This is a genomic window from Spartinivicinus ruber (assembly GCF_011009015.1).
Lineage (GTDB): Bacteria > Pseudomonadota > Gammaproteobacteria > Pseudomonadales > Zooshikellaceae > Spartinivicinus > Spartinivicinus ruber.
This window is the reverse complement of the sequence record NZ_CP048878.1, coordinates 3,300,442-3,324,542: the sequence shown is the minus strand read 5'-3', so window position 1 is coordinate 3,324,542 and position 24,101 is coordinate 3,300,442. Positions and strand designations below refer to the sequence as shown.

15 protein-coding genes are annotated in these 24,101 nt (G+C 39.4%); 11 read left to right on the top strand and 4 right to left on the bottom strand.

Annotation, left to right across the window (positions count from 1 at the left end; genetic code table 11):
- Positions 1–62 precede the first annotated feature (62 nt).
- From G4Y78_RS15340 to G4Y78_RS30805, 7 genes are all read left to right on the top strand, one after another.
- On the top strand, positions 63–947 hold the full coding sequence (locus tag G4Y78_RS15340) for a hypothetical protein (RefSeq protein ID WP_163833855.1): 885 nt from the start codon (positions 63–65) through the stop codon (positions 945–947).
- Complete coding sequence (locus tag G4Y78_RS15335) at positions 944–3,469, top strand: hypothetical protein (protein ID WP_163833854.1); 2,526 nt, start codon at positions 944–946, stop codon at positions 3,467–3,469. The genes G4Y78_RS15340 and G4Y78_RS15335 overlap by 4 nt, the downstream gene beginning before the upstream one ends.
- Positions 3,462–9,389, top strand: a complete 5,928-nt coding sequence (locus G4Y78_RS15330) for a contractile injection system tape measure protein (protein ID WP_163833853.1) — start codon at positions 3,462–3,464, stop codon at positions 9,387–9,389. The genes G4Y78_RS15335 and G4Y78_RS15330 overlap by 8 nt, the downstream gene beginning before the upstream one ends.
- Positions 9,390–9,425: 36 nt before the next feature.
- Positions 9,426–11,087, top strand: coding sequence for a hypothetical protein (locus tag G4Y78_RS15325; RefSeq protein WP_163833852.1), 1,662 nt, complete (start codon positions 9,426–9,428; stop codon positions 11,085–11,087).
- Positions 11,088–11,089: 2 nt separating this feature from the next.
- Positions 11,090–13,555, top strand: coding sequence for a tetratricopeptide repeat protein (locus G4Y78_RS15320; protein ID WP_163833851.1), 2,466 nt, complete (start codon positions 11,090–11,092; stop codon positions 13,553–13,555).
- 71 nt (positions 13,556–13,626) lie between these two features.
- Entirely contained in the window at positions 13,627–15,012 is a 1,386-nt protein-coding gene (locus tag G4Y78_RS15315) for an ATP-binding protein (RefSeq protein WP_163833850.1), read from the top strand.
- Between the two features lie 404 nt (positions 15,013–15,416).
- Positions 15,417–16,805 (top strand): eCIS core domain-containing protein, encoded by a 1,389-nt coding sequence (locus G4Y78_RS30805; RefSeq protein ID WP_230425601.1) that lies wholly within the window; start codon positions 15,417–15,419, stop codon positions 16,803–16,805.
- Positions 16,806–16,910: 105 nt separating this feature from the next.
- Here G4Y78_RS30805 and G4Y78_RS15305 read toward each other — a convergent pair whose 3' ends face one another.
- Both G4Y78_RS15305 and G4Y78_RS15300 read right to left on the bottom strand, forming a co-directional pair.
- The gene (locus tag G4Y78_RS15305; RefSeq protein WP_163833849.1) at positions 16,911–17,357 is read right to left on the bottom strand and encodes a hypothetical protein; all 447 of its coding nucleotides are present in this window, start codon (positions 17,355–17,357) and stop codon (positions 16,911–16,913) included.
- A gap of 265 nt (positions 17,358–17,622) precedes the next feature.
- Positions 17,623–18,858, bottom strand: a complete 1,236-nt coding sequence (locus G4Y78_RS15300; protein WP_163833848.1) for an MFS transporter — start codon at positions 18,856–18,858, stop codon at positions 17,623–17,625.
- A 291-nt stretch (positions 18,859–19,149) separates the two neighbouring features.
- On the opposite strand from G4Y78_RS15300, the gene G4Y78_RS15295 reads away from it, so the two are divergent.
- The 3 genes from G4Y78_RS15295 (at position 19,150) to G4Y78_RS15285 (ending at position 20,330) form a co-directional block, all read left to right on the top strand.
- Positions 19,150–19,338: an MbtH family NRPS accessory protein gene (locus tag G4Y78_RS15295; RefSeq protein WP_163833847.1), complete on the top strand. Its 189-nt coding sequence runs from the start codon at positions 19,150–19,152 to the stop codon at positions 19,336–19,338.
- Entirely contained in the window at positions 19,320–19,565 is a 246-nt protein-coding gene (locus G4Y78_RS15290; RefSeq protein ID WP_163833846.1) for a hypothetical protein, read from the top strand. Before G4Y78_RS15295 ends, G4Y78_RS15290 begins: the two co-directional genes overlap by 19 nt.
- Positions 19,566–19,664: 99 nt before the next feature.
- Positions 19,665–20,330 (top strand): ABC transporter substrate-binding protein, encoded by a 666-nt coding sequence (locus G4Y78_RS15285; RefSeq protein WP_163833845.1) that lies wholly within the window; start codon positions 19,665–19,667, stop codon positions 20,328–20,330.
- 1 nt (position 20,331) lies between these two features.
- Here G4Y78_RS15285 and G4Y78_RS15280 read toward each other — a convergent pair whose 3' ends face one another.
- Positions 20,332–21,966 (bottom strand): peptide ABC transporter substrate-binding protein, encoded by a 1,635-nt coding sequence (locus G4Y78_RS15280; protein ID WP_163833844.1) that lies wholly within the window; start codon positions 21,964–21,966, stop codon positions 20,332–20,334.
- Positions 21,967–22,480: 514 nt separating this feature from the next.
- Here G4Y78_RS15280 and G4Y78_RS15275 point away from each other — a divergent pair.
- Positions 22,481–23,167, top strand: coding sequence for a M50 family metallopeptidase (locus G4Y78_RS15275; protein ID WP_163833843.1), 687 nt, complete (start codon positions 22,481–22,483; stop codon positions 23,165–23,167).
- 191 nt (positions 23,168–23,358) lie between these two features.
- Here G4Y78_RS15275 and G4Y78_RS15270 read toward each other — a convergent pair whose 3' ends face one another.
- Complete coding sequence (locus G4Y78_RS15270; protein ID WP_163833842.1) at positions 23,359–24,090, bottom strand: hypothetical protein; 732 nt, start codon at positions 24,088–24,090, stop codon at positions 23,359–23,361.
- Positions 24,091–24,101 lie beyond the last annotated feature (11 nt).

Here is a 24,101-nt window from a genome sequence, read left to right as displayed (position 1 = left end):
CTTAATTTTATACCCAATATGAAAGGTATAATTCGTGTCTCCATTAAATGGACCCCAGTGTTATGGCCAAAAAAACCAGAGACAAATTAAAAATATTATTCAGCCGAGGGAGATTGCCAAGTGAACTGGACTTTGCTGACTTAATTGATTCCACTATTAATCCTGCTGACGATGGCTTTGATATCACCCAAGTTACTGGCATAAAAATTAGACCTACAGAACGCCATAAATTATTGAGTATTTATGCTAGGCATACCGATACTAAAACAGCTTTATGGCAGATGGAAATGGAAAATGATGGCTCCCATCTACATTTTAAAAACCTGCTTGATTTTGTATCGTTAGAAAGAAAAAAAATTATTAATAATAAAGCTGAGTCTACGCATCAAACTGAAGATATAAGCAGTGAAAGTAGTTCATTATTATCATTCAGTGCTAATGAAAAAAAAATAGGAATTAATCGTAAAAAGCCTGACCATACCCTTGATATTAATGGCACCCTTGCTTGCTCTGGTAGAGTTGGTAATTACTGTCAGGGTCGTGTTGTTGCGAACGGCCGTTGGCATGATGTCATTACCAATTTAACTGGTTGTAAGATGTTTGAAGTGGTAGCAGGTGTTGGTGGTAAAAAAGGACAGGGGCGTTATGCCTTACTGAAAGCAACCGCAATGAGTACTTATCATGGTACTCGTTGGCTGAGTAAATTATTTGGCTATAATACAGGGATTTTTCATCAACATTGTCATTTTTACTCCCGTTGGGATCGGATTCGTTTGCGTTGGATAAAAGCCGGACTTAATCGATATACCTTGCAAATGCGCACGATTCGTAACTATTGCGATAGGGAGGTAAATATTTATATAAATTATAACATAACACAGTTGTGGTTTGATGATCATATGTATCATTCCTATGTCAGTAATGATAGGGAAGAAGTATTAACATGAGACCCTCACAAACCATTGATTCTTTAGATAGTGATAATCCATTTAGTTACGAAAGCTTGATGTATGAAGGGTTAAGTTTCATGCAGCAGCTGGCTGGAGACGTATGGACTGACTATAACTTACATGACCCTGGGGTCACTTTGCTGGAACAGCTCTGTTTTGCTTTAACTGATGTTGTCTATCGAAGTAGTTATCCAATACAACAGTACTTAATTGGTCCTGAAAATAAAATTGATTTATCAACACAAGGCCTTTATAGCCCGGGTAAAATACTACCAAGTGGGCCTGTTACGCTTCATGATTATAAAACACTGATGTTAGCCAAACTAACCAGTATTAATGCAGTTGTAATGAATATGAGTCAGCTCTTTCAGCAGCCTAATCTGGAGGTGCGTTATAACTGTAGAAGTTATCATAGTGAAACGGCAAAACAACAGTTAACCAAGGAACTGATTAGCTATTATCATGCACAACGCCCGCTGTGTGCTCCCATTGTTGTGCAGGTAGCAGAAATGAATGCACAAATGGTGTATCTGCATGGCAGTGTTGATATCGAAATTGGTCACCCAGTTGAAAAGGTGATCGCACAAATTTATCTTGAGTGTGCTGATTTAATTACCCCAAAAGCAGAATTTGTCCGTTATGAAACATTATTAGAAGAAGGATTAGGGTTAGAGGATGTTATCGAAGGGCCTTTTTGTCCCCAAGGTAGATTAAAAGAAACGCCCACTAAAAGAAACCTTCAAATTAGCCATTTAACAGAACATCTTGAAGCATTAGTAGGGGTAAAAAAGATCTCACAGCTTCATTTAGTTGCAGGTAATAAACAGTTTTATCAATATTTGGTGGTTGATCAGCACAGCCAATATAAGTTAGCGATCCCCTTTGATGACTTGACATCTTTTAAGCTTGACATAACCCAGGGTGGTCGAGTGTATTCAGTACAGCTCACTGAATATCAAACGGCAATACGCCAGGGTATTGCTCGTAAGGAGAAGGCTGCACTTTCCATGAAACATCATGAGCAGATTTTTCCTCATTTTGGAAATGATTATTTACTGCTTAATCAGCACATTCCAGTACAGGGATTATTTCCAGCCAATTACCAAATCAGTTCCCAGGGGTTACCTTATTTTGCGTCTAGTCAACGACAAGCACAGGCAAAACAACTTAATGGCTATTTAATGCTGTTTGAGCAGTTTATAGCGAATAACTTAGAGAACTTAGAACAGTTTCGAACTTTATTATCCCTTGATACCCAAACCACCAGCAGTTATCACTATCAAGTGCTTCCCCAAAGAGATGCACAAATATTGTATAAACAGCAGGGTGAGTCGTTAGTAGAAATATTAGCTAAGATAATTGCGGAAACGGATAATTACTGTGAACGAAAACTACGTGCGTTGAATTATTTGTTAGCACTTTATGGTGAAAGTTACCCCGATGATAGTCATCGACAATTTAATTGTTATTTTACCCAGCCTGCTTTTGAATATGAGCTAATACGAGCAAAAGTGACCTTAGCACAACATTTACCTGTATTAGGTTTGGTGAAAGGGAGGGGGGGCAACTATCAACTGCCTGCCTGGCATCCAGAATCGATATCAGGCCTCACGCTAAAAAGTCGATTACTACTGAATTGTGCTAAGCTAACCAATTGCTCGTTGACTGAATTGCTTCATAGAATAAATTTGACAATTGTGGAAGACCGGTCATGGGATTTTTCAGCCATTACATATAGTAGTGATGACCAAAAAACTATAGAAACTGATCAGAAAATTAAACACCATTTTTATCCTGCAATATTAATACCTGCTGAACCTTGTGATGAATCTCAACTGCCAGACTTGTACCAACAATTAATGCAAGTAGGCTTATTTCGCTCAGACAAAATTAATGCAGAATTTTTAGTTGAAGGTATTGACCCACAACGTTATCGATGTGGTTGGCAAAAATCACATCGCCATAAAGATCATAAAACCCAGCAGAAGAAAAAGTGTGTCTTGGTTTTTAATCGAGGTAACAAACATGATTGGTATCAATTAGGCGTTTTTAACAGTATTGATCAAGCAAAAGCGGTGGCAAGCGTATGTCAGCAGTTTTTAGTTGGGTTGAATCGCTATACTGAAGGCCTACATCTTTTGGAGCATATTGCTTTACACCCACATTCTTTAGGTAAAACAAAAAACTCAACAACTAAGCAAGGCAAGGCGACTTTTTATTATGGTCGTTTAAGTCTGTTAATACCTGCCTGGCCGGCACGCTATGCAAACCTTGATTTTCAGCAGTTTGCTCAATCTATAATCAGAGATATCTGCCCAGCTCACTTTCATCCAGAAGTATTTTGGCTTGGTTTTACTCAAATGCAGCAATATGAAAGCTTGTACAGCAAGTGGCGTCATGAAGCTATTCAAACTAAGCCAAACCATAAACAGGTTGAATCAACCAGACGACAGTTAGTCGACTTTATGCAGTCGTTGTCTAACAGTGATGAAAATAATAGAGCCGGTAGTCATGATTAAGCACGCCTGTGGTGATCAAAACCGGGTAGGGTGTTTTAATTGTAAAGTTTCCTATAATGGCTTTACTCAATTACCACAGGTGGATAAGTTAGATAAACAATTAAAATATTACTTAAACCAAGAGTTGGGAAGGTGGCTGGAAGAAGCATTACATCAGTTAAACCCGAGTTTGTTAACAAAACAGTTGAAGAAAAAGGTAGCAATTAAGCGATTGACTGTACAATTGCCCATAATTTTATATAGCCATTCTCAAACACCCCATAAATGGTTACTACAGTTTAAACGACACTTACAGCAACAGTTTGTTCAGGCACTCACCCACCATTTGCAAAACCAGCAAAATAATACAGATAATTCTGTTGAGCTAAATGGCTTAATGTCGGTACGACCCGTTATTAATCAAACGGATGCTAATAGCCCACAAGGTGATCATTCACTGAATTACCCTCAAACAACTATATCAAGTCGCTTGCCTGATCAATTACTCGCTTGGTTTGAAGAGCTACTTGCCCTTGAATATCCTCAGCAGCAACAGTCCTTGAATACAACACTATCATTGTGGAATCAACAACCGGAGTTGGTCAAGCCATGGTTGAATTTATTGAATAAGCTGCCAAATATAGCTGAGCAATGGTGTCAATTACTTAGTGATGAACAGTGCCAACAATTTTTCATGCTGGTTGCGCCGCACAGCTACCCTATGGCTAGCCAATTAATAGCTGCTTTAATGCCAGTATGTGAGTTGCTATTGAATAAAAATACAAAACAATCAGTAGTTAATCACCCATCGCTAAAGAGCCCTTCTGATAAACCAAACCAGGAAGAACCTTTCTCACTATGGGCAATTTTTTTGGCAAAGCAGCTTGAACAATATAAGGAAAGGGAGACAGGAAAGCACTCCTCGGTCAGTGATTCATATACAAAAATGCTTTCATTATTGGTAAACAAACTGGATAGTCGACAGTTTGATTTTACTTTTCTTTCTGTTCACTTGTTGGATAATTGGTTAAACCCTATATCATATCAGAGAAAAAAATACAGCTGGAATTTGCTGAAGCTGCTATTGATTCAATTAAAAACCAAAAAACAAATTTTTTTTTCAAATAAAGTTGGAGTAGAAAAACGAAATAGCAGCAGCAAACTTTTTTCTAATACGATATATAACAGATATTACTTTGGCCAACAGGCTGGATTAGCTATCCAGCAATTGCTTGAAAAACAGTTTAATTTAATTAATAAAAATAAAAAAAAGGCTGCTGATACAAGACAGTTCGAAAGGGGCTGCAAACAGCAGCCTGTAAATAGTAAGTTTCATGATGGAGTAGTAAAATGGCTTTGGTTGAAGCAGCTACAATATGATTGGGCCAAGTCAGTTAGACTCATAAGCCAGCAAGGCTCCCAAAATAGCACGAGTGATAACACAAATGATGTTTATAAAGTAGTTAAAGAAACAAATCATTCTGATCATGTTAAAAACATAAAGTACAACCAAGATGAAGCCTGTCAAATAACTCAAGATAACTTGAAGGAAACCTATATACAGAGTCACTCCCAGCAATTAAAAGACACTATTAACCTGCTATCGACTTCTCAGCTGCAACAGCTATTCGACGGTATAGACCTAGCCAATAAGTGGGATATTTATCAGCAGGTATTGAGTGAATATGATAGGGACGTTAATCAATCAACGGAAAGTAAGGTCGATATTGAATATTATGTAAATAGTCTTGCTAGTCATAAGGCCATTGACAGGCTACCTGATGCTGGTGAATTTTGGCATAAACTTTTTACAGCACTTGATGATCATAGTAAATTTAAACCAATAAAACGTCCTCCAGTTGACCAAAAAGTTCATACAAATATAAATACATTAAGCTATTTTAGCAGCAGTGAGTCTTTATATTGTTTAATGGCTAGTTCACTTGATAAAATACTTACTCAAACAGCACAACGGGGAGAGGCATATAGAAAAGATTGGTATCGTTGGGTTAATGACTATTGCTTATTACTAAGCCAGCAGTTATCACAATCTCTTCAGGATAAATTGCTCAAAAATTATTTAACCAATTATGACAGTATACTGCACAGTAAAAAAGTCGCCAACTCGAACTATTCAATGGATAAAAAATCATTTATATCTGAAGCTGATAAGCGAGATTTGGTGTATATACTATTCCCGCAGTTAGCGAGCTGGTTATTATTGCATCATGATATCGCAGTAGACCTTTTAATCAACCACCTTGAAGTAAACTTGAAGTCGACTGTTGAGCAACTGCCTATTGAGTCGATTAAAGTACAGTTAACCCATTTAAGTAGAGAAAGTATTTTAATGGGCCAAACACTATCTAAGTCGTTAACTATTTTTTTTCGCCAGGCAGAGTTGGCCATCCAGCAATGGCAACAACAATTAAATAAAACAAGCAGCTTAAATAGAGAAAAATACCCGGAAGTGGATAATAATCTTGATCATTATCAAATGAAGAAACAAGCTATTGTCCTCTCAAAAAAACAACTAGAATTAGATTCTAGTTCAATTCAGCTTAGGTCAAAAACTGATTCTTTTAATCAGAATTTTACAATTAATGTTGGTGAGCAATTTACACTAACTCACAAGTACTACCGGAAACTATTACGTCAAATTGGCCAAAAAATAACGTCTACTTTACCTGGTTATCTAAAAAACTACTTTATCAGTCAGTCTAGCCCAGGATATACCAGTATTAATGATTCTATTGACCAACCGTTGAAAAAAAATACACTAGCTAATATCTTAATTAGGTATCCAGATAATGGAAAAGTTTATGAGTCTATTGATAAAAAACAATATTGTGTGGTATCTGATCGTGAGATAAATGAAATACTTGCAACTTTTAAGCGAGCTGTTTTAGCACAACATAATCAGTTATTTTACCAAAATAGTACGAGGTTGTTGTATCAATTTTTATTACAGACTGCACCTGCACGGCTAAGCTATTGTCTACTACAGAGACTTAAGGAGCCTAAATCACTGGATTATTTATTAGGCATTTTACCTATTGCCTTAAAAAATAGTTTAGTAATTTTGCTGCGCCCTCATGATGGCTATCTGCTATTAATCTTTATTCACTGGCTAGTTGTTACCTTAGAAACCCTGATCAATGTGCATGATGGCTTGTCTTTTGAACGAAACGCAGAAGGAGCAATTGAAAATTTCAGTAATGATTGGGAAAAATATCATGACCGACGACATCAATGCTGGTTAGTTATTCAATATTGGGTATTCAATCAACGAAGCCTTTTGGTTGAGAAGGATATTCCAGAACTGTTGACTTTATTGCTACCTGAAGTCAGTCAACAAACCAAAAATTGGCTACAACAAGCACTGATAAATCAATGGTATTGCTCTACTGCATCGGCTGACTTACATAAAGCTACAAGCCAAAAACTTTCTGCTAACAAGCAACCAATAACGAATAGGAAGCATGTTAAGGCCAGAGTTAATATAGATGTTAAAGAGAATGTCACCCAGTTAGCTCAACAGCAAGCTAAAACACTTTATCAATTGTGTAATAATAGTTGGCAAGAAAATGTTAAACTAATTGCTTCACTTAGTTGTCAGGACTGCTTTAATTTACTATTACAACTGCGTCCTTTTGATGGGTTAACTATTTTCAATGACACTATAAAGTTAATTCAACAATTACAACAGGAAAACATCAATACAGAATTTATCTATAGTAACCAAACGACAGGTTTGAGCTGTAAGGCATGGGCTTTGTTATGGTGTGCTATTGGCAATCAGATTCGTACTGAAAAACCGGCTATAGAACAGGTAAAGCACCCTTATTCTCATCATAAATTGATTGCTGAGGCATTTGATCGGAATTATTTTGCCAAGCTTTATCGACAGCATTTAAGCAAACAAACGGGCGATGACAAACTATCAACCAAGCAAAAAATAGCTGAGCAGACATTTCAACCTCTTGCTGTCATTGCTCAGTTGCTAAATCGGCTGGTTCCGCTAACTCAGGTGCAGTATCAACAAATTCGCTTATTAACTACTCAGGTCCTAGAGGGGAATTTACAAGGATTAGTTCAGTGCTTTGAGGAAAGTCCAGGTTGGTTGCAAAGTTGGATGCTATTAATGAGTGAATCTCAGTGGCAAGCATTAGTGATGAGATTACGACCTGATGATGGGGTTAGCATTCAAGTGTATAGTGGTGCTGTGTTGAACCAGTTAGGCTGTTGGCTGGAAACGTTGTATTACAAACAACTTAATGCAAAAAGTCGGAAAAAATTATTACAACGTGCCAAGCAAATGACTAGACAGTGGTTGATGGAATTCTACTTACAAGCCCATCAGCGACTGGAGCCTGTATCATTGGTAAAATCCTGGCTTGAATATCTTACTCCGCTTTATGACGAAATTGTTCACTTAAATGGTTCACCTAAACAATTAACCAGTCAAACAGCAGCAACAACTATAGCAGGATTGGCTGATTCTTCACTGGCTTTTGCTGATGAATTATTGAATCTGCCAGATAAGGCTTCAGCCGTATGGAAACAGTTGAAGTCTTATTTTATGTCATCAGAAGTGTTGCTTCTAGAATGGATGGATGATGTTGAAAATCAGCATTATAAATTGACTCAGCAAAAACTGACAAAATCAACGATTAAAACAGTAAGTGTTGAGCAGATGGTTTCTCAGCCAGAAGCGTGGTTAAACCAACCAATTGATTTGATACAACAGCAGTTGGCTGAATATTTACGCAGTCAAGCCAATTTGGAGCGTATTGCTGAAGAATTCGATATGGTTTGGTTTGAACAACTTGTTTTACAGATTCGTCCTAGTGAATATTTAAGTTTGTTAGTTTATGCGTCACTCATCGTCGATTGTGTGTTAATAGAAGAAGAGATGGTGAAAACAGTGGCTTCTGAAAATGCTGACAAGAGCCAACTGGAGTTAACGGTAGGTAGTAGCACCAGCAGAAAGATAAGTGATCATGCGGCTTACTGCTTAAAATGGTTGGTATTGAGCCAATGGCTTAAGCCACAGCAATTGTTTAAATATCCTCAATCTTTGATTGAGGCTTATCAGTTGCTTGTAGAAAAGTGTGGCTTGGTAACAAATGGCAAGAACTTGAACTATCCTGACCAAGCCTATCAACGGGAGATTGTTGGTATGAATGATCGTCGCTTTTGGGGGTATCGTTTAAGCCAACAATTAAAACAGCACCAAGACCAGTTATGTAATAACCGCAAGAGTAATAATAACCTGGCTTTTTCTGTTTATATTGAGCCTGATGCACAGCCTGCTTTAATTGCTGCTTTACAATATGCCTGTCTTGATAAAGCGCCATTGGATAGCTCAGTGGATGTGCCTAGTGCAATCCTTGATCGTAATAATAACGTCACCGTTCAGTTGGATAAAGATAAACCCATACTGGTTGAAAATGCTGGGTTAGTGATTGTTTCTTGCTATTTAGAGCGCTTGTTTGGCCAACTCAATTGGCAAGCTAAAGGTGCTTTTAATAATACAGAAGCAGCAGAAAAAGCAGTTGCTTTGCTTCAATATATGGTAAGCCCGGATTGGCAGCAACCGGAGTACCACTTAACCCTCAATAAAATATTGTGTGGTATTCCCCTTGATGCCCCTTTAACAGAAACAGCGAGTTTAACAGAACAGGATTGTGCTATCGCGGATAGTTTACTTAAAGCAGTGATAAACCACTGGCGAGTATTGGGTAATACAACCGTTGAAGGATTACAAACCAGCTTTTTACAGCGAGTGGGCTGGTTAGTTTATACAGAGAAACACTGGCAATTAAGGGTCGAAGTGAAAGCCTATGATATGCTACTCGACCAATTACCTTGGAGTATTAAAACCCATAAGTTGCCGTGGATGGAAGCCCCCTTAATAGTCGATTGGCGAGATAAGTAGATTCCCATTGGCTATTTATACATAGAGAGTCAAATCATGGATACGATAAGACAACAAACAATAAGGGCTAGGATACAGCTTTGTTTGTTTTTTTTATTAGTTGTCGTTCTATCTAGTAAAGGCTTTGGTCAAGCGAACCCTAGTCAGCCACAAGTAACGGATACTAAGCCTTATAGTGGTATCAAACAGTGGGAAGCTATAGAAAATTGTAAATGTGGTTTGGCAGTGTCACAGTTGAAAAATCAAGTGTATGGTTTATTGTATTCTCAGCAGCAAAAAGGATTAGCATCGGTTTATTTTCCGATTGATTTTGGCAATGTTAACCGAGTTGCTTTTCAGTTAGACAATGTATTTTATGAGCATGATAAACGTCAAATGAGGGTGGAAAATAGCGAGTTTTATTTATCTTCTGCTGCTCAGTTTGTATCGTTGGCTCATCAATACAATACAGCCGTTGACTTGTTGATTTCTACACATAATGGCTTTCCACTAAAGCCAAATCAGCCGGTTTTCTATCACAATGAAACCAGTGCCGGTGACATTCTATTGCTAGCGCAGGACATTAAAAATTTATTGCTAAAAAATAACTTTGATGGGGTAACAATTGACTTGGATCGGCTCTTTTATGGGGATATGTTGTCTTATCGCAAGCTAGTATCAGGGGTGATTAAAGAGTTACGAAGCCATACCAAACTAGAAACAATTAGTATTAATATTATTGTGTCTGATCAAGACTTGCTGCCAGAAAAGCAGTTTGTAAATTACCTCGATAATGATATGAGTAAACTAGATAATCCTAGCTTGAAAGAAAACCGGCTACTGCTTCGTTTATTAGATGAAGATCGTCAACAAAATCGAAAAAAAAGTTTAAAAAACCGATTATTGGTACGTACCCGCCGCTTTCAGGAAAAAACCTCTGATACTCTGATTGCAGCACAATGTGATACAAAATCGGGCCCCATTTTGGAGGCAAGTTTTCGTTATGAAAAAGGATCGGTTAATACAACCAAAGGGCGTTTTCCACTATCGAATGTTTACCCCTTGGTACCATTGAGTCTATTGAAAAATAGTTTGGGGAAGGCCAGTCCCTTTTGTCGAGAGCAGTTTATTGAGGCATTTATCATTGCAAAAGGTTTTCAAAGTCTGGCCTTTGAAGGTTCGTCGGATGATAGTGGCGGAGTCAATAGAACTGGCTATGGCAAAGTTGAGCCGCAGTTTAATCGAGTCTTGCTTCAAGATGGTTTGAAGCCAGCTTTGTTATCTTTCACTGGTGATAGTGATTCAGCAAAGCAAGTCCGTGCAACCTGGGCTGATCTTGGTTTTTTAACGCAGTTGCCAGATTACAATAAAATGACTTTTTTTAAACGACAGCTACAGCGTTATTGTCCTGCCTGTTGTAATAGTATTTGTCCTTATCAAAGTACTTTGCTTGGTATCAATGTGATTTTATTGTTACTGGCATTAGGAGTTTTGCTGTTTGCCACTATTAATTATCAGATCCATTTGGTGTTAATGCGGCATACACTAGCATTTATTATTAGCGTTGTGTTGTTAATGTTAGCCTTTCAGGCACTAGTACTGTGTGAGCCAAAACTCGTTGAGTTTAGGAATGTTATTTTATTTATTATGGTGACGATCACGACGATTATTTTGGTCTACCTTCAATATAAAGCAAACATTAAAGCACGGCTGCCCTAACTATGAATGGATTGAGTCACTTTTGGTCTTTTTTAGCTGAGCAAGTGAACAGCACTCATACGACTTATCATGTATCTATGAGAGAACAGACATGTCGCCTGGGTTTGATTATATTGTTATTGATGTCTTTATCTGGCTGTACGTTATTTGGGGCTTCACTGTTATTAGAAGAACAATCTTGTCAGTATGTTTCAGCAAGTTCTTGTTACCAGTTAGGTTTGCGTTACCTGGAAGGTAATTCAGTGAAAAAGTCTGATCAGCAAGCTTTGAAATACTTTTTACTTGGTTGTGATGGTAGAAATGCGGCTGCTTGCTACCAAGCGGGTCAATTATATGAGAAATTAGGCAGTAAAAAAGATCTGACTAATGCTGTAGAGAGTTATACGAAAGGTTGTAACGATCAAAGCAGTGATGCTTGTTTTCGGCTCGGGCAGCTTTACCAGCAAGGTAAGTTGGTAACAGTTGATCAGACTAAAGCGCGAGATTACTACAAACTGGCTTGTCAATATGAACAACTGGTGGGGTGTGTTAATTTAGGTTGGCTTTATCAGCAAGGTATTTTGGGTAAAACCGATTTTAGCCAGGCGTATCGGTTATATCGCCGAGCGTGTGATGGTAATAACACATTAGGTTGTTATCAGTTAGGGAGACTCTATGATTTAGGTGAAGGCGTTCCCGTTGATCCTATACAGGCTGCAAATCTCTATCAGCAAGCTTGTCCTGCAGTAGCTGATGCCTGCTACCAGTTAGGGGTGCAATATGATGAAGGTAAAGGCCGTGATCCTGATGTTAAAAAAGCAACAGAATATTTCACTTTAGGTTGTGACAAGCACAGTGGTATAGCTTGTTATACATTAGCATTACGGGTTCCAGCAGGGCAGTGGTTAAAAAGACTGAATTTATTAAATCAAGCCTGTGAAGAACATTTTGCAAAAGCTTGTTTAACCTTGGGAAATGATTATTATCATGGTAATGGCATTCAGGTTAATTTACAGGAATCGTATTCTTTTTACCAAAAGGCTTGTCAGTTAACAAATTATCAAGGTTGTTATCGACAAGCTGAAGGGTTAAGAAAAGGGGAGGGAGTAAAAGCAAGTCCTGTACAAGCAAATACCCTTTATCAGCATGCTTGTGACCATAAAATCAATGCAGCTTGTTATCAATTGGCCGTTAATAAATTTGCTGCACCAACTACAACGGAAAAAATTGCCGAAGCTGTGGAATTATTAGACGGCTTGTGTCGGGATGATGTTGCTCAAGCTTGCTATGACCTGGCCCAACGTTATCAAACTGGTCAGGATGTATTACAAAATGGCGCCCAAGCCCAGGCCTATTTCCAACTGGCTTGTGATGGTCAAATCGCCGAGGCCTGTTTTCAATTAGGTCCATTAATGGAAGATGATTATGACCCAGAGAACCAAGTGGCCAACCAATATTTACGTGCGTGTACGCTGGGGAGTGCAGAAGGTTGTTATCGGTTAGGGGAACATTACCGCATCGGGAGTGGTGTTAATAAAAATCGTGACTTGGCCTTGCAGGAATATCAAAAAGCATGTGATGGGAAATATTATCAAGGTTGCTACTGGCAAGGCCGACTTTTAGAGCTTACTCCTACCCAATTAGATGCCAAAACCATTGCTAAAATGCAGCAAATCTATCAAACCGCTTGTGATAATGGTATTCGTCTAGCCTGTTATCGATTAGGCACAATCAAACAAGACAGTCGTTGGGGCAAGGTTGATCCACCTGCTGCAGCGCAATATTTCAGAAATGCCTGTTCGAAAGATGAATGGCTCACTTGTTATCCATTAGCTGCATTATTACTGACAGGAAATGGGGTGGTGAAAAGTGTGTCACAAGCAGCTGAGTTTTATCAACAAGTTTGTGATTCCCCCGCGACTAACCCAACACACAGTTTGGTTCAGCTGGCTAAAAATGTTGTCGTATCGGGTAATTGGTCAGCCCAGGCTTGCTTTAAATTAGGTTTACTATACCAACAGGGCAAAGATGCTGAAGGCGATGGTGTGGATAAAAACCCAAAAATGGCAGCCAGTTTGTTTAATAAGTCTTGCCAACTACAGTGGGGAGAAGGATGTTATTTGTTAGCTATTGCCCAAGATTATGGCAGGGGATTGCAGCAAAATAATCAGCAGGCGTTAACTAATTATGAACGTGCTTGTAATGAGTCTTATGATCCAGTTGGAGAAGCGTGTTATAACTTGGGTGTTAGCTATCGAGATGGTATTGGAACTAAGGCTAATCCATCGTTAGCACAGGAAATGTTTAAAAAGAGTTGTTTACTAGGACAGGCCAGGGGTTGTTTTAATCTGGCATTATCCTATCGGGGACAACAACAAGCGAAACATTATTTTGCCCAAGCCTGCCAGTTGGGTTTAACCACGGCTTGTAAATTGGTGGATGGTGATGCCTCTGGTTATATTGTTACCACCGAAACAGGCAAACTTTAATATTCCCTAAAAAAAACCTGCACTTTGGGTATACTCTATGAGTGCTTAGTTACAGTTAAAAAATAGGTATAATGTCTTCTGTTAAGTTTATTGAGCAAGAGCTTGCCTGGTTGCAGCAAGTGATTCTTACCCGTATACAGTTGTATTTTAACCAAGATTGTCCCTTCACTGATATTATGCAGATTCCCCCGCCTCCTTTAGCAGATCAAACCGGCTATTACTCTGAATTGCTGGAACAATATCATTTCGAGTATTGTGGCAGGCTGTTATTGATTTTAGCCTTAGCGCCTCATTTGCGACCGGAAGCATTGGACATTTTTTTTACCAAAAATACCCATTTTGATCGTCCTTATTCAGAGTTTGGTGGTTTACAAATTGAGGGGCATAGGGGTTTTTGGCCAACGATTGAAACGGCTGCATTTATTTGGAGTGGGGGAGACTTAACCAAGCGACTACAATTACAACAGTTTATTCAGGCTAATCCTTCTCTACCAAATTCAGGTATGCAATTTAATTCGGTATTATCCGACCAGGGTGGTTTTCATGCATCTGGCGCATTAAAATTGCCTTCCACTGGTGAATACGAAAATATCTTCGTTACACCATTAACCATTAGTGACCATTTTTTTCGAAAAATCAGTGGTAGTATACCTTATCAGCCTTGTTATAGTCACAATTTTCCCGCGGAACCTATGACGACAGGTTTAGTATGGGATGATTTGGTATTGTCGCCAGAGGTGATGGATCAGGTAGAAGAAATCCGTGCTTGGATTATCCATCGTAATACATTACTTAATGAATGGCAATTAAAGCGGAAAATTCAACCAGGATTTCGTTCGTTATTTTATGGCCCACCGGGTACTGGTAAAACATTAACGGCAGCCTTGTTGGGTAAAGTAACTGGGCTACCTGCTTACCGGGTGGATTTAGCAATGATTGTGTCGAAATTTATTGGTGAAACAGAAAAGAACCTTAGCAAAGTGTTTGCTCAAGCAGAAAAACAGGATTGGATTTTATTTTTTGATGAAGCCGATGCATTATTTAGTAAACGGACAGAAACCCATAGTTCCAATGATCGTCATGCGAATCAGGAAGTAGCCTATTTATTACAGCGGATTGAATATTTTCCTGGCATTGTGTTATTAGCCACGAATTTAAAAAGTAATATTGATGAAGCCTTTTTGCGACGTTTTCAATCGATCGTTCATTTTTCGATGCCAGATGCAGAGCAGCGCTATATCTTATGGAAAGGTGCATTTTCCGATCCTGAGCGGCTAGCAGCGAATGTAGATTTTACAACAATTGCTGGTGAATATGAATTAGCTGGGGGTGCCATTATTAATGTATTACGCTACGCCAGTTTAATGGCCTTACGGCAGGGGAGCCAACAGGTAGGGTTACAGGATATTCGTCAGGGCATACAAAAAGAGTTTCGTAAACTGGGGAGAATTACTTAGTTTGATAAAACTGCTAATGTCCTTTGGCTCCTGGGCATTAGTGGTGCCAAAGGACGATTGCTTAAATCGTTAAAGGTTGATTACACACAGTAATTTTTAGGAGTTATTGGCATTGGTTGTTGCTTACAATGCCTTATTCACCCGTTTACTGACTTAATAGTTCGACGGCTAGTGTTTGTTTTATTTTTTGAAAAGTAGAAGGTAGTCAGGGGAGTTTTTGACTAAATATTGAACGATTAAAAAAGATTAGGCCTATAATAAATTTGATTTGGTGAATGATTGGCTTGGAAAGGGGAAATACATACTTAACGGGCGACTATATACTACAATTTAAGTGTTAATTATATGATTGTCAATACTATTAAATAAATGCTGGATACTACAAGAGAACCAAGGAAAGATGAATGAGCACTTATCAAACTAATAACAAAAATAAGTCAGCTGTTAAACAAAATACAACAACTGAATCCAGTGCTCAACGTCAGGCTATTCAACAGTTTAAAGATAACCGTCAGTCGGCAGCACAATTACAAGCGTTACAACAACAAATGCAACCCATGCAGCGTCAACCGAATCGCACGGGCTTACCCGATAAGCTAAAAAGTGGGATGGAAAACCTTTCGGGTATGTCGTTAGATCATGTAAAAGTGCATTATAATTCCAGCAAACCTGCTGCTGTACAAGCTCACGCTTATGCTCAGGGTTCTAATATTCATTTAGCCGGTGGTCAAGAAAAACATTTGCCCCATGAGTTAGGTCATGTTGTACAACAGATGCAAGGGAGAGTGGAACCCAATACCTCTGTAGGGGGAATGGCGGTTAATGATGATGCGGGCCTGGAGCGCGAAGCGGATGTAATGGGCACCAAAGCATTACAAATGAGGGTGCAGCAACATATAACGGAAAGTCAGTCGATTGATAATGGTATCGCTCAGCATAAGTGTGATTTTAAACAAGGGAGCCACTTTGTAGATAATCGAATTACCCAAAGAAAAGTCTTGAATAATACCCAAAATGTCATTCAGCGAGAACTGTTAACTCTGGGTGAATGGGACGATGAACCTAATTCAGTGTCAGTTGATCGTTTAGTTGCACTTAGGGAAGGTGGTAGGAAAACACCTCCTGATGATTTACAACGTCTTAGGGAGATGGCAAGAGATAGTGAAGAGCATATATTTGCCTTGAATGAAAATCACAAGGTGAGTGTAGTAGAATGGACAAATATGTTGGGCTCTGTCACCAAAGGCGGGAAAGCTCTGAGAGCAGAAATAGCTTGGAAAGGCCACATGAAAAATAAGCAATATGCTCAGGCTATGAATGCGATTTCTCAAGCTTATGGATTTAATACTTTAAACTATCGAATTGAAATTTCTACTGATAACGATTCAAATGCTTCAACGGGCTGGCGAGATGGAAGAACAGGACGAACAACATCAGCTTCTACAAGTAATAAATATTTATCGATCAAATTTAGGACTCCTTATCTTAATGAACAATATAGTTTAGGTACAGAAGGGTTTATCAGAGTATTACATACTTTCCGGCATGAGTATAAGCATGTACAACAATATCTATCTAGTAGACGAATATCCACGGAAGTATCAGAGTTTGAAGCTTATGCTTCTGAAGTATTGGATGATGATGAATTTGATTTAATCAAGTTGAACCCAGATCGCTTTAAAAGACAGGGATATAAAGCACTACAAGAGTATACAAAAATGAAGCCAGATGAAAAAACATTATATAGGGTTAGAAAAAATGAAATTATGAGAAAAATTCGTGCACTAGGCTAAAAGGTAAAATGTGCTGACAGAGAAGGTTAAAAAGATCTGTCAGCTAAAATACTGTTGAAAGAATTATTGCTATGATGTCTGTTAGTATTTAATAAAACAAAGAATTTAATTCTTACGCCCAATAATCGAAGCCCCTAATGCAGATAAAAACCCCATTAACCCTCCAAGGATAATATGAAATGATTGGGTGGCAATGTTTTGTTTTTCTTTGAAATTGGCTACTTCATCTTTAAATAAAGATGATATTAATGCTTTCGATTCTGGGTCTTGGATACTTGTAAAAATACGTTGTTGTTCATCTGCATGTAAAATTGGGGTTTGATGGATAAAGGCAATATAACCGGTTACAATAAACAGGCATAAATAAGCCATTAAAATCCATACCCAGGTTTTTGATGGAGTTTGTTTATCACTATGCGCCTCACTAGCAGTAACTGCCGGCTGACTGCTTGGTTGAACTAAAGGTGCTGTTACAGGTGATGAGGGGTGAGGTTTATCTTCTTGATAGACATTGTTTTTAGGGGTATTTTGAGCGGGTGTTGCCGTTTCCATTGGCGGATATCCTTTTAAAAATTGGCAAGTATTTTATTTTTCCAGTCTAAGCTGAAATAAAGTATAGTCAGTCATTAAAAAGTTTTGCTGAAACTCTCCGCAACGTTGGTATAGTTATACACCACAACTTAAGTACTTATTAAGGCCACCCATTCTCACTGGAAGAGGGTGTCACAAAAAAGTATTTTTTCGCCCAGCAATGTACAGCTGCTCTAGAAAGTCCATCTCTGGTCTATCTAGAGTTAAAAAGGTATCTAATAGTTAATCAGGTAGTCACTGGTTGGCTAGCTTTAACCTCTTTATCACGACGCGTTAAGTGATTATGTAACAGTTGGATTTGTATGGGCAGTAATGCCGTTGTGGTAACCGCTATCCAAGCCACTGTAGCCATATTCTCCAGCTGGCCACTTGCATTTTGGCTTAAGACTAACGTGGAGACCGCCACACCTATGCCACTAAATGTATGCCTTATCGCTGACTGGGTGGCCATGAAACCGGCCCGCTGTGATGGAGGAGGAATTTTAGATGTTACCGTTTGCACGGTGACATTACGAATTGAATTGCAACCCATAAACCCGCTGAAAACCACTAATACCGGCCACCATAAATTAGGTAAAAAGCCTGCTAAAATACTGCTGCTAATCCCAATTGCAGCCACCCAACCTAAAATAATGGGTCCCCATTTATCCACCAGCCAACCAGTTATTTGCATCACTATATAAGTAACTATTCCCCCCACCATATAAAGAGTGCCAAGGGAGTCTCTGGGGTAGTCGAGGTTAAATAAAAAGTAAGTAGCAAAATGGGGAATGATCAAAAAGCTGGAAAAAATAGCAAAGCCGGTTAGAGCTAAACCTTGCAGCATAGTTGGATTGGTTAATGCCATAGTGAGTTTAAATGGTTCAGCCTGGTTAGCTTTGTGGTTGTTTTGTTTAGGTAAAATGACCCAAGTTATAGCAACTACCAATAAGCCAGCACTACCAATCAATAAAAAGGGTGCTTGCCAGTTGTACCAATGGGCCAGCTGGAGCCCAAGAGGGACACCTATTACTGAGGCCGCGGGAAATGCTCCCATCACCATTGCCATGGCTTTGCCTCTGTTTTTGGGTGGGACTTGATCAACTACTACAGCCATTGCGAGTGATGAAGCTAAACCACCAAATAACCCTGCAACAATTCTAGCGATTAACAACCCTGTTAAGCCATTGGCTAAGGTAGCGGCCAGGGTAGCGACACTTAAGCCACCCATGCAAAAAACCAAGGCATTGCGGCGGTCAAAACGATCCAGTTTAGAGGCTAGTAACAAGGCCATTAATGCTGCAGAAAAAGTATAAACACCCCCAATAAAACCAGCTTGGTTAGCAGGAATGCCCAGGTCTTGCGCAAAGTCTGGCCCTAGTGGCATGACCACCATGAAATCAACTAAGTTAATGAACTGTACTAATGCCATCAGTAGCACAATTGTGCGCTCTGATGGGGGGGATAAGGTGGGTTGGGTCATGATTCCTCAATTAAGTAACAAAAATTAAATATGGGACTAACTTACATTAAATTTTATTGATAATTGTTATCATTTGCAATAAAGTCATGCCTCACTTGCAGTATTCGTTGTAGTAACATAAGTAGTCAGCAGGAAGTAGGCAATGGGTAAACCCTCTGAAGTATAGCGCCAACAAAAACTTTATTATTCCCCTTATCAGCTGGCACAGAACGGCATTAGGTATGCGTAACAGCGAGATCTGACTAATGTGAAGCTATAAAGCGATAGCAGCCCAACATAAAAAAGTGCTAAATGGGCCGTCAAGCGATGAAACCCTATGAGTTTAAATCATTTGAGAAGGGTATAGCCTCAATGACGACACCTGTCGATTATAGTGATTACTGCTATCAAGTATTGGAAAATAAAGCTGGCGATTTTTCGGTTTGGTCCAGTAATATGCCTTTACCAGAAGGGTGGCAACAGTGGCAGGGAATTGGTTGAGTAACTTGGATTTTTACCTGATTTCATTACGTCCCAATAAAGCAAAAAATACAGTACAACAGTCGTCTACGAGCGTGGGTGAAATGGTTGACGCGGTGTTTTACTTAGGGGAGCTGAAGCGTGAGATGACGGTGGATCAAGCGGCTTTAGCCGATAAAGCTTGGCTAACGGAAATGACCCGGCGAGCTAAAATATTAGGAGAGGGGCATTTGCTAGGGGTTAAATAATTTACTAAAACAGCAAAACGCTTATGGTCGGTGACGGAGAATTTCACCTGTAGTCTATGCTTGAAGGTAGCTCGTTGTTTATAAAATGTTGTCATAGAAATGTGTAGTCAGAAATATAGTTATTATCTTTTAATCATCTTAGCTTTTACTTGCGTCCCTTTATGGGCTTCAGCACAACTCACTATTGTTACTTTAGCAGATAAAGACTTAACTCATGTGCGTGTTATGGAGAAAACCTTAGCAGAGGCTTATAAGTTATTAAGTATCCCAATTGAGTTGAAGGTAATGCCCAATAAGCGATCTCTGGTTGCTTCAAATAGTGGCAGAGTGGATGGTGAAGCGGGACGGATTGCAGGTATGGAAAAAGAGTACCCGAATTTGATCATGGTACCGGAGTTTCTTTATAGCCTGCCTGTATTTGTTTATAGCAAGAATGAGCGTTTTACTATTGAGGGGTGGGAGAATCTTCGGCCTTATCGAATAGGCGTGTTACGAGGTGCTAAGTATGCTGAAATTGGCTCTAAAGGTATGGATACACTGAAAGTATCCTATGGTATACAGTTGTTTAAAGCGTTGGAAGCAGGAAGAATTGATGTTGCTGTATTGCATGAAAGTGGTAATTTAGCATTGTCTGGAGTAAAGGGGATTCGGATACTACAGCCCCCTTTACAGGAAATTATTATTTTCAACTGTGCTATTAAGAAAGTGAAGAATAAAAAAATATCTGACTTCTGTTCTGAGTTACTAAAGAGTTATACTCGTTAAGCTAATTCTCCACTATATATAAATTCTTGGTATACATATTATTCAGCGGATTTTTATTTAAATACCCTTTAACATGGGGCTTTAGTAAATTACGGCTGACATAATAGTAAAAGGGAATAATCGGAAAATCGGTAACCAGTAACTTTTCTGCCTCCTGATAATAAGGCGTTGGATTGGTGGCGGTGGCTGCTTTAGTTAACAACTCGTCGTATTTTGGGTTATTGTATTTGCCATCATTAGCACCACTGGTGGAAGCCATGACACTGAGCATGGTGGAAGGCTCATTGTAATCCCCATTCCAGCCATAACGGGCAAGTTCAAATTGTCCTTGTCGTTTAGTACTTAAAAAAGTTTTCCATTCCTGGTTGATTAAATTTACTTTAATGTGTTTCAGGTTTTGTTTCCACATGGCTGATACAGCTAAAGCAATTCGCTTGTGGGATTCGTTGGTATTGTATAGTAACTCAAAAGTCAGGGGTTTTTCTTGATTATAACCAGCCTCCGCTAATAATTTGTTGGCTGCTGTATTACGTTGTTGTTGGGTCATTTTGGCAAAAGGGTTACCAGGTGCCACATAACCATCAATATAGGGGGGAGTTAAACTATAGGCAGGTATTTCTCCCATACCTAACACTTTTTTAGCAAGAATATCCCGATCTGTGGCTAAATACAGGGCTTTTCTTACCTTTACATTGTCAAAAGGTGGCTTTTGGGTATTAAAGGCATAAAAGTACGTTGACACAATACCATGGGATTTTACTTCTGCTGTGATGGTTTTTTTTAGTTTTTGATAGTGGTCTTCCGGGATTTCCCGAGTCCAGTGTAATTCACCGGCTTTATAACGGTTTAACTCGGTGTTGGCCGATTCAATGGGTAAATAAGTCACCTGTTCAATTACCGTGTTATCGTTGTCCCAATAGTGAGGGTTACGTTTAGCTTCCATCCGCTCATTCACGACCCACTTGGTTAAGGTGTAGGGGCCATTAGTGACAATATGCTCTGGCTGGGTCCATTTCTCGCCATATTTTTTTACGGTGGCGGGGTGTACGGGGAATGTCGTATAGTGGGCTAGGGTTTTGATAAAGTAAGATAAGGGGTGCTTTAAGGTAATTTCTAAGGTTTTGTTATCAATAGCACGAATCCCTAGTGTTTCAGGCTTTTTTGTACCCTTGATAATAGCATCGGCATTTTTAACCCCAATTAAATCAATATACCAGCCATAACTGGAGCCTAATTGTGGATCAACGGCACGCCGAAAGGTAAATACAAAATCATCGGCTGCGACTGTGTCACCGTTGGACCAACGGGCATTATCCCGTAATTTAAAGGTATAAACGATTTTGTCTTGGCTAACTGTCCAGGACGCAGCTTGCCCTGGTATAATTTTGCCTGTCTCATCTTCAGTCACCAGACCTTCAAATAAATCACGCACGACAAACCCACCGGGACTCCCCTCAACCAGTTGTGGATCCAGAGAGCTGGGTTCTGCACCAATCCCTCGAAAAAACACTTGTTGTTTCGCCAGCTTAGTACCTGGTGGGACATTAGCAGCGTAAAGTAAAGTCACTTGGGATACACTTAAGCAGGTGAGTAATAACCAGTGAAAAATAAAAAAAGTTCTCTTGAGAATATTCATGCACACTCCTTTGGCATTATTGTTATTATCCTATTAAGGAACGTGCACAAAATAACTTACAGTTTTGGCTCCAATCCATCCCGCTTGACTGTGTTGTAAATACTCGATGTAGGCCCACTATGTTCTCTTTTTTGCGCCTTGCCAAACGGGCTTCTTGGAACAAAAATCTAGCAAGTTATTTTGTGCATCTTCCTAAAAGGTAATACAAAGGCGTTATTATTGCATCCTATAAATAAGGAATTTATTTAAGGCTGAAAGGGTTCTAAAAGTAAATTTGCTGTCAAATATGGAATAACAGGGTATTCTTCCACCACTCATGAAGGGCCTTTCCTGGCTTATCAAGAGCTAAAACAATATCTCTGATGTGGCTTCAGAATACCCCTGTTACCCTATATGTTTTAACTTTAGTGTCAGCCTCTGTGAGAGCATAACTGATGTTTATCTTCTAAAAACCCTACAATTTGGGTATACAGTACTGTACATCTATTATTTAAGACTAAGCGAACTTTAATTTATGAATGAAGTAATAACAGAACCTTCGCCAGAGAAATCACGAAAGATCACCCGACTGATTACCTTTGCGGTTATTGTGGCAATTGTTATTGGTTGGCATTCCAGTTGGCTGTATCCACTGAAAATGCTAACGGTCTTTTTTCATGAGCTATCTCATGCGTTGATGACGATTGCCACGGGCGGTAAAGTCGTCAGCTTTGAATTAGACCCACGCCAAGGTGGGGCGGTAATGTCGGCTGGGGGGAATCGGTTTTGGACCTTAACAGCAGGGTATTTAGGCTCTTTGCTATGGGGGGTTGTGCTATTCTGGTTTGCTGATCGTACCCGCTTGGATCGTTATGCGACAGGTGCGCTGACCTTGTTAATGTTAGTGGTTGTTTTGCTTTTTTCGCCTAACCAATTTGCACTGATTTTTTGTTTGGTAGCGGGCGCAGTGTTGGCTTTATTAGCGATTAAAGGCAGCCACTGGCTAAATGATTTAGTGCTTAGGCTAATTGGTATCAGTTGTATGATGTATGTTCCGTTAGACATTATCAGCGATACCATTATACGTAGTCACTTGCGTTCAGATGCAGCGATGTTAGCTGAAGAATTTGGTGGTGCCACGATATTATGGGGATTAATTTGGTTGGTGATTTCTGTAGTAGTGGGGGTGTGGATGATGGTTAAAGTATGGCGAAGTAAGTAATATACTCTTCGCGAATGATTCTTAGGCTTTGTTACTGTCGCTCTTCACCCCAGTCACTTAGTTTATTTAAGTTCCTGGGGCTTCATCGCTCGGTGGCCTCGCCTAAATAACCCTTCGCTATGAGTATACTTTATACCTAGAAAATTTTACTAAAACTGACCTTTTACCCTCTTTAGTAATAATTTTCTATTTTATTCAGCAACACATAGTGAATGACCTAACGCACGGCTATCGTTAGTGCGAATTTGGCAACCATAACCTAAGCCATCCATTGAGCCGCCACCAGCTAATCGAACGATGTCCCAAAAATCCAGGGATAGACAAGCCTTGATTATGTTTTGCTCTGCTTCTGCAGGTGTAGCTAAGCGTGTACCTGCGGGGCAGCCACTATCACCATTGACCTTCATATGGGTATAAGTTGCACATAAGGTGTGGCCTAATAATTGTTCTTCCCGAGGCCTTAAGTTACAGCCATAGCCTGGTCCATCCATGGCGCCACCATCTAATAAACGAGCAATATACCAAGAACCTAAGGCATCACAGGTTTCTGACGAGTGGGCCTTGGCAACTAAGGAGCTGACCATGGTTTCACCTGCTTCGCAGTAGTAGTCTCGTGGGCGGGCAGTAAACTGGGTAGGTTGTTTACATAAACTATGACCCAGTTTACGGGTGTCGTTGGCACGCATTTTACAGCCATAACCTGGCCCATCTAACGAGGCCCCATTGGCAAGTCGGACAATATCCCAGCTACCTAACATACTACAAATATCGGTGTAGTTAGCTTTAACTTCATTGGGATTAACCAGAGAGTAACCAGTTGGACAGGGGCTATCCCCCTCAACTTTTTGAAATTCGGTAGCGGAAGCGCTGGAAATGCCTAAAACAACAGCAAATGAACCACTAACTAAACGCCTGAATTTCATTTAAATCTCCT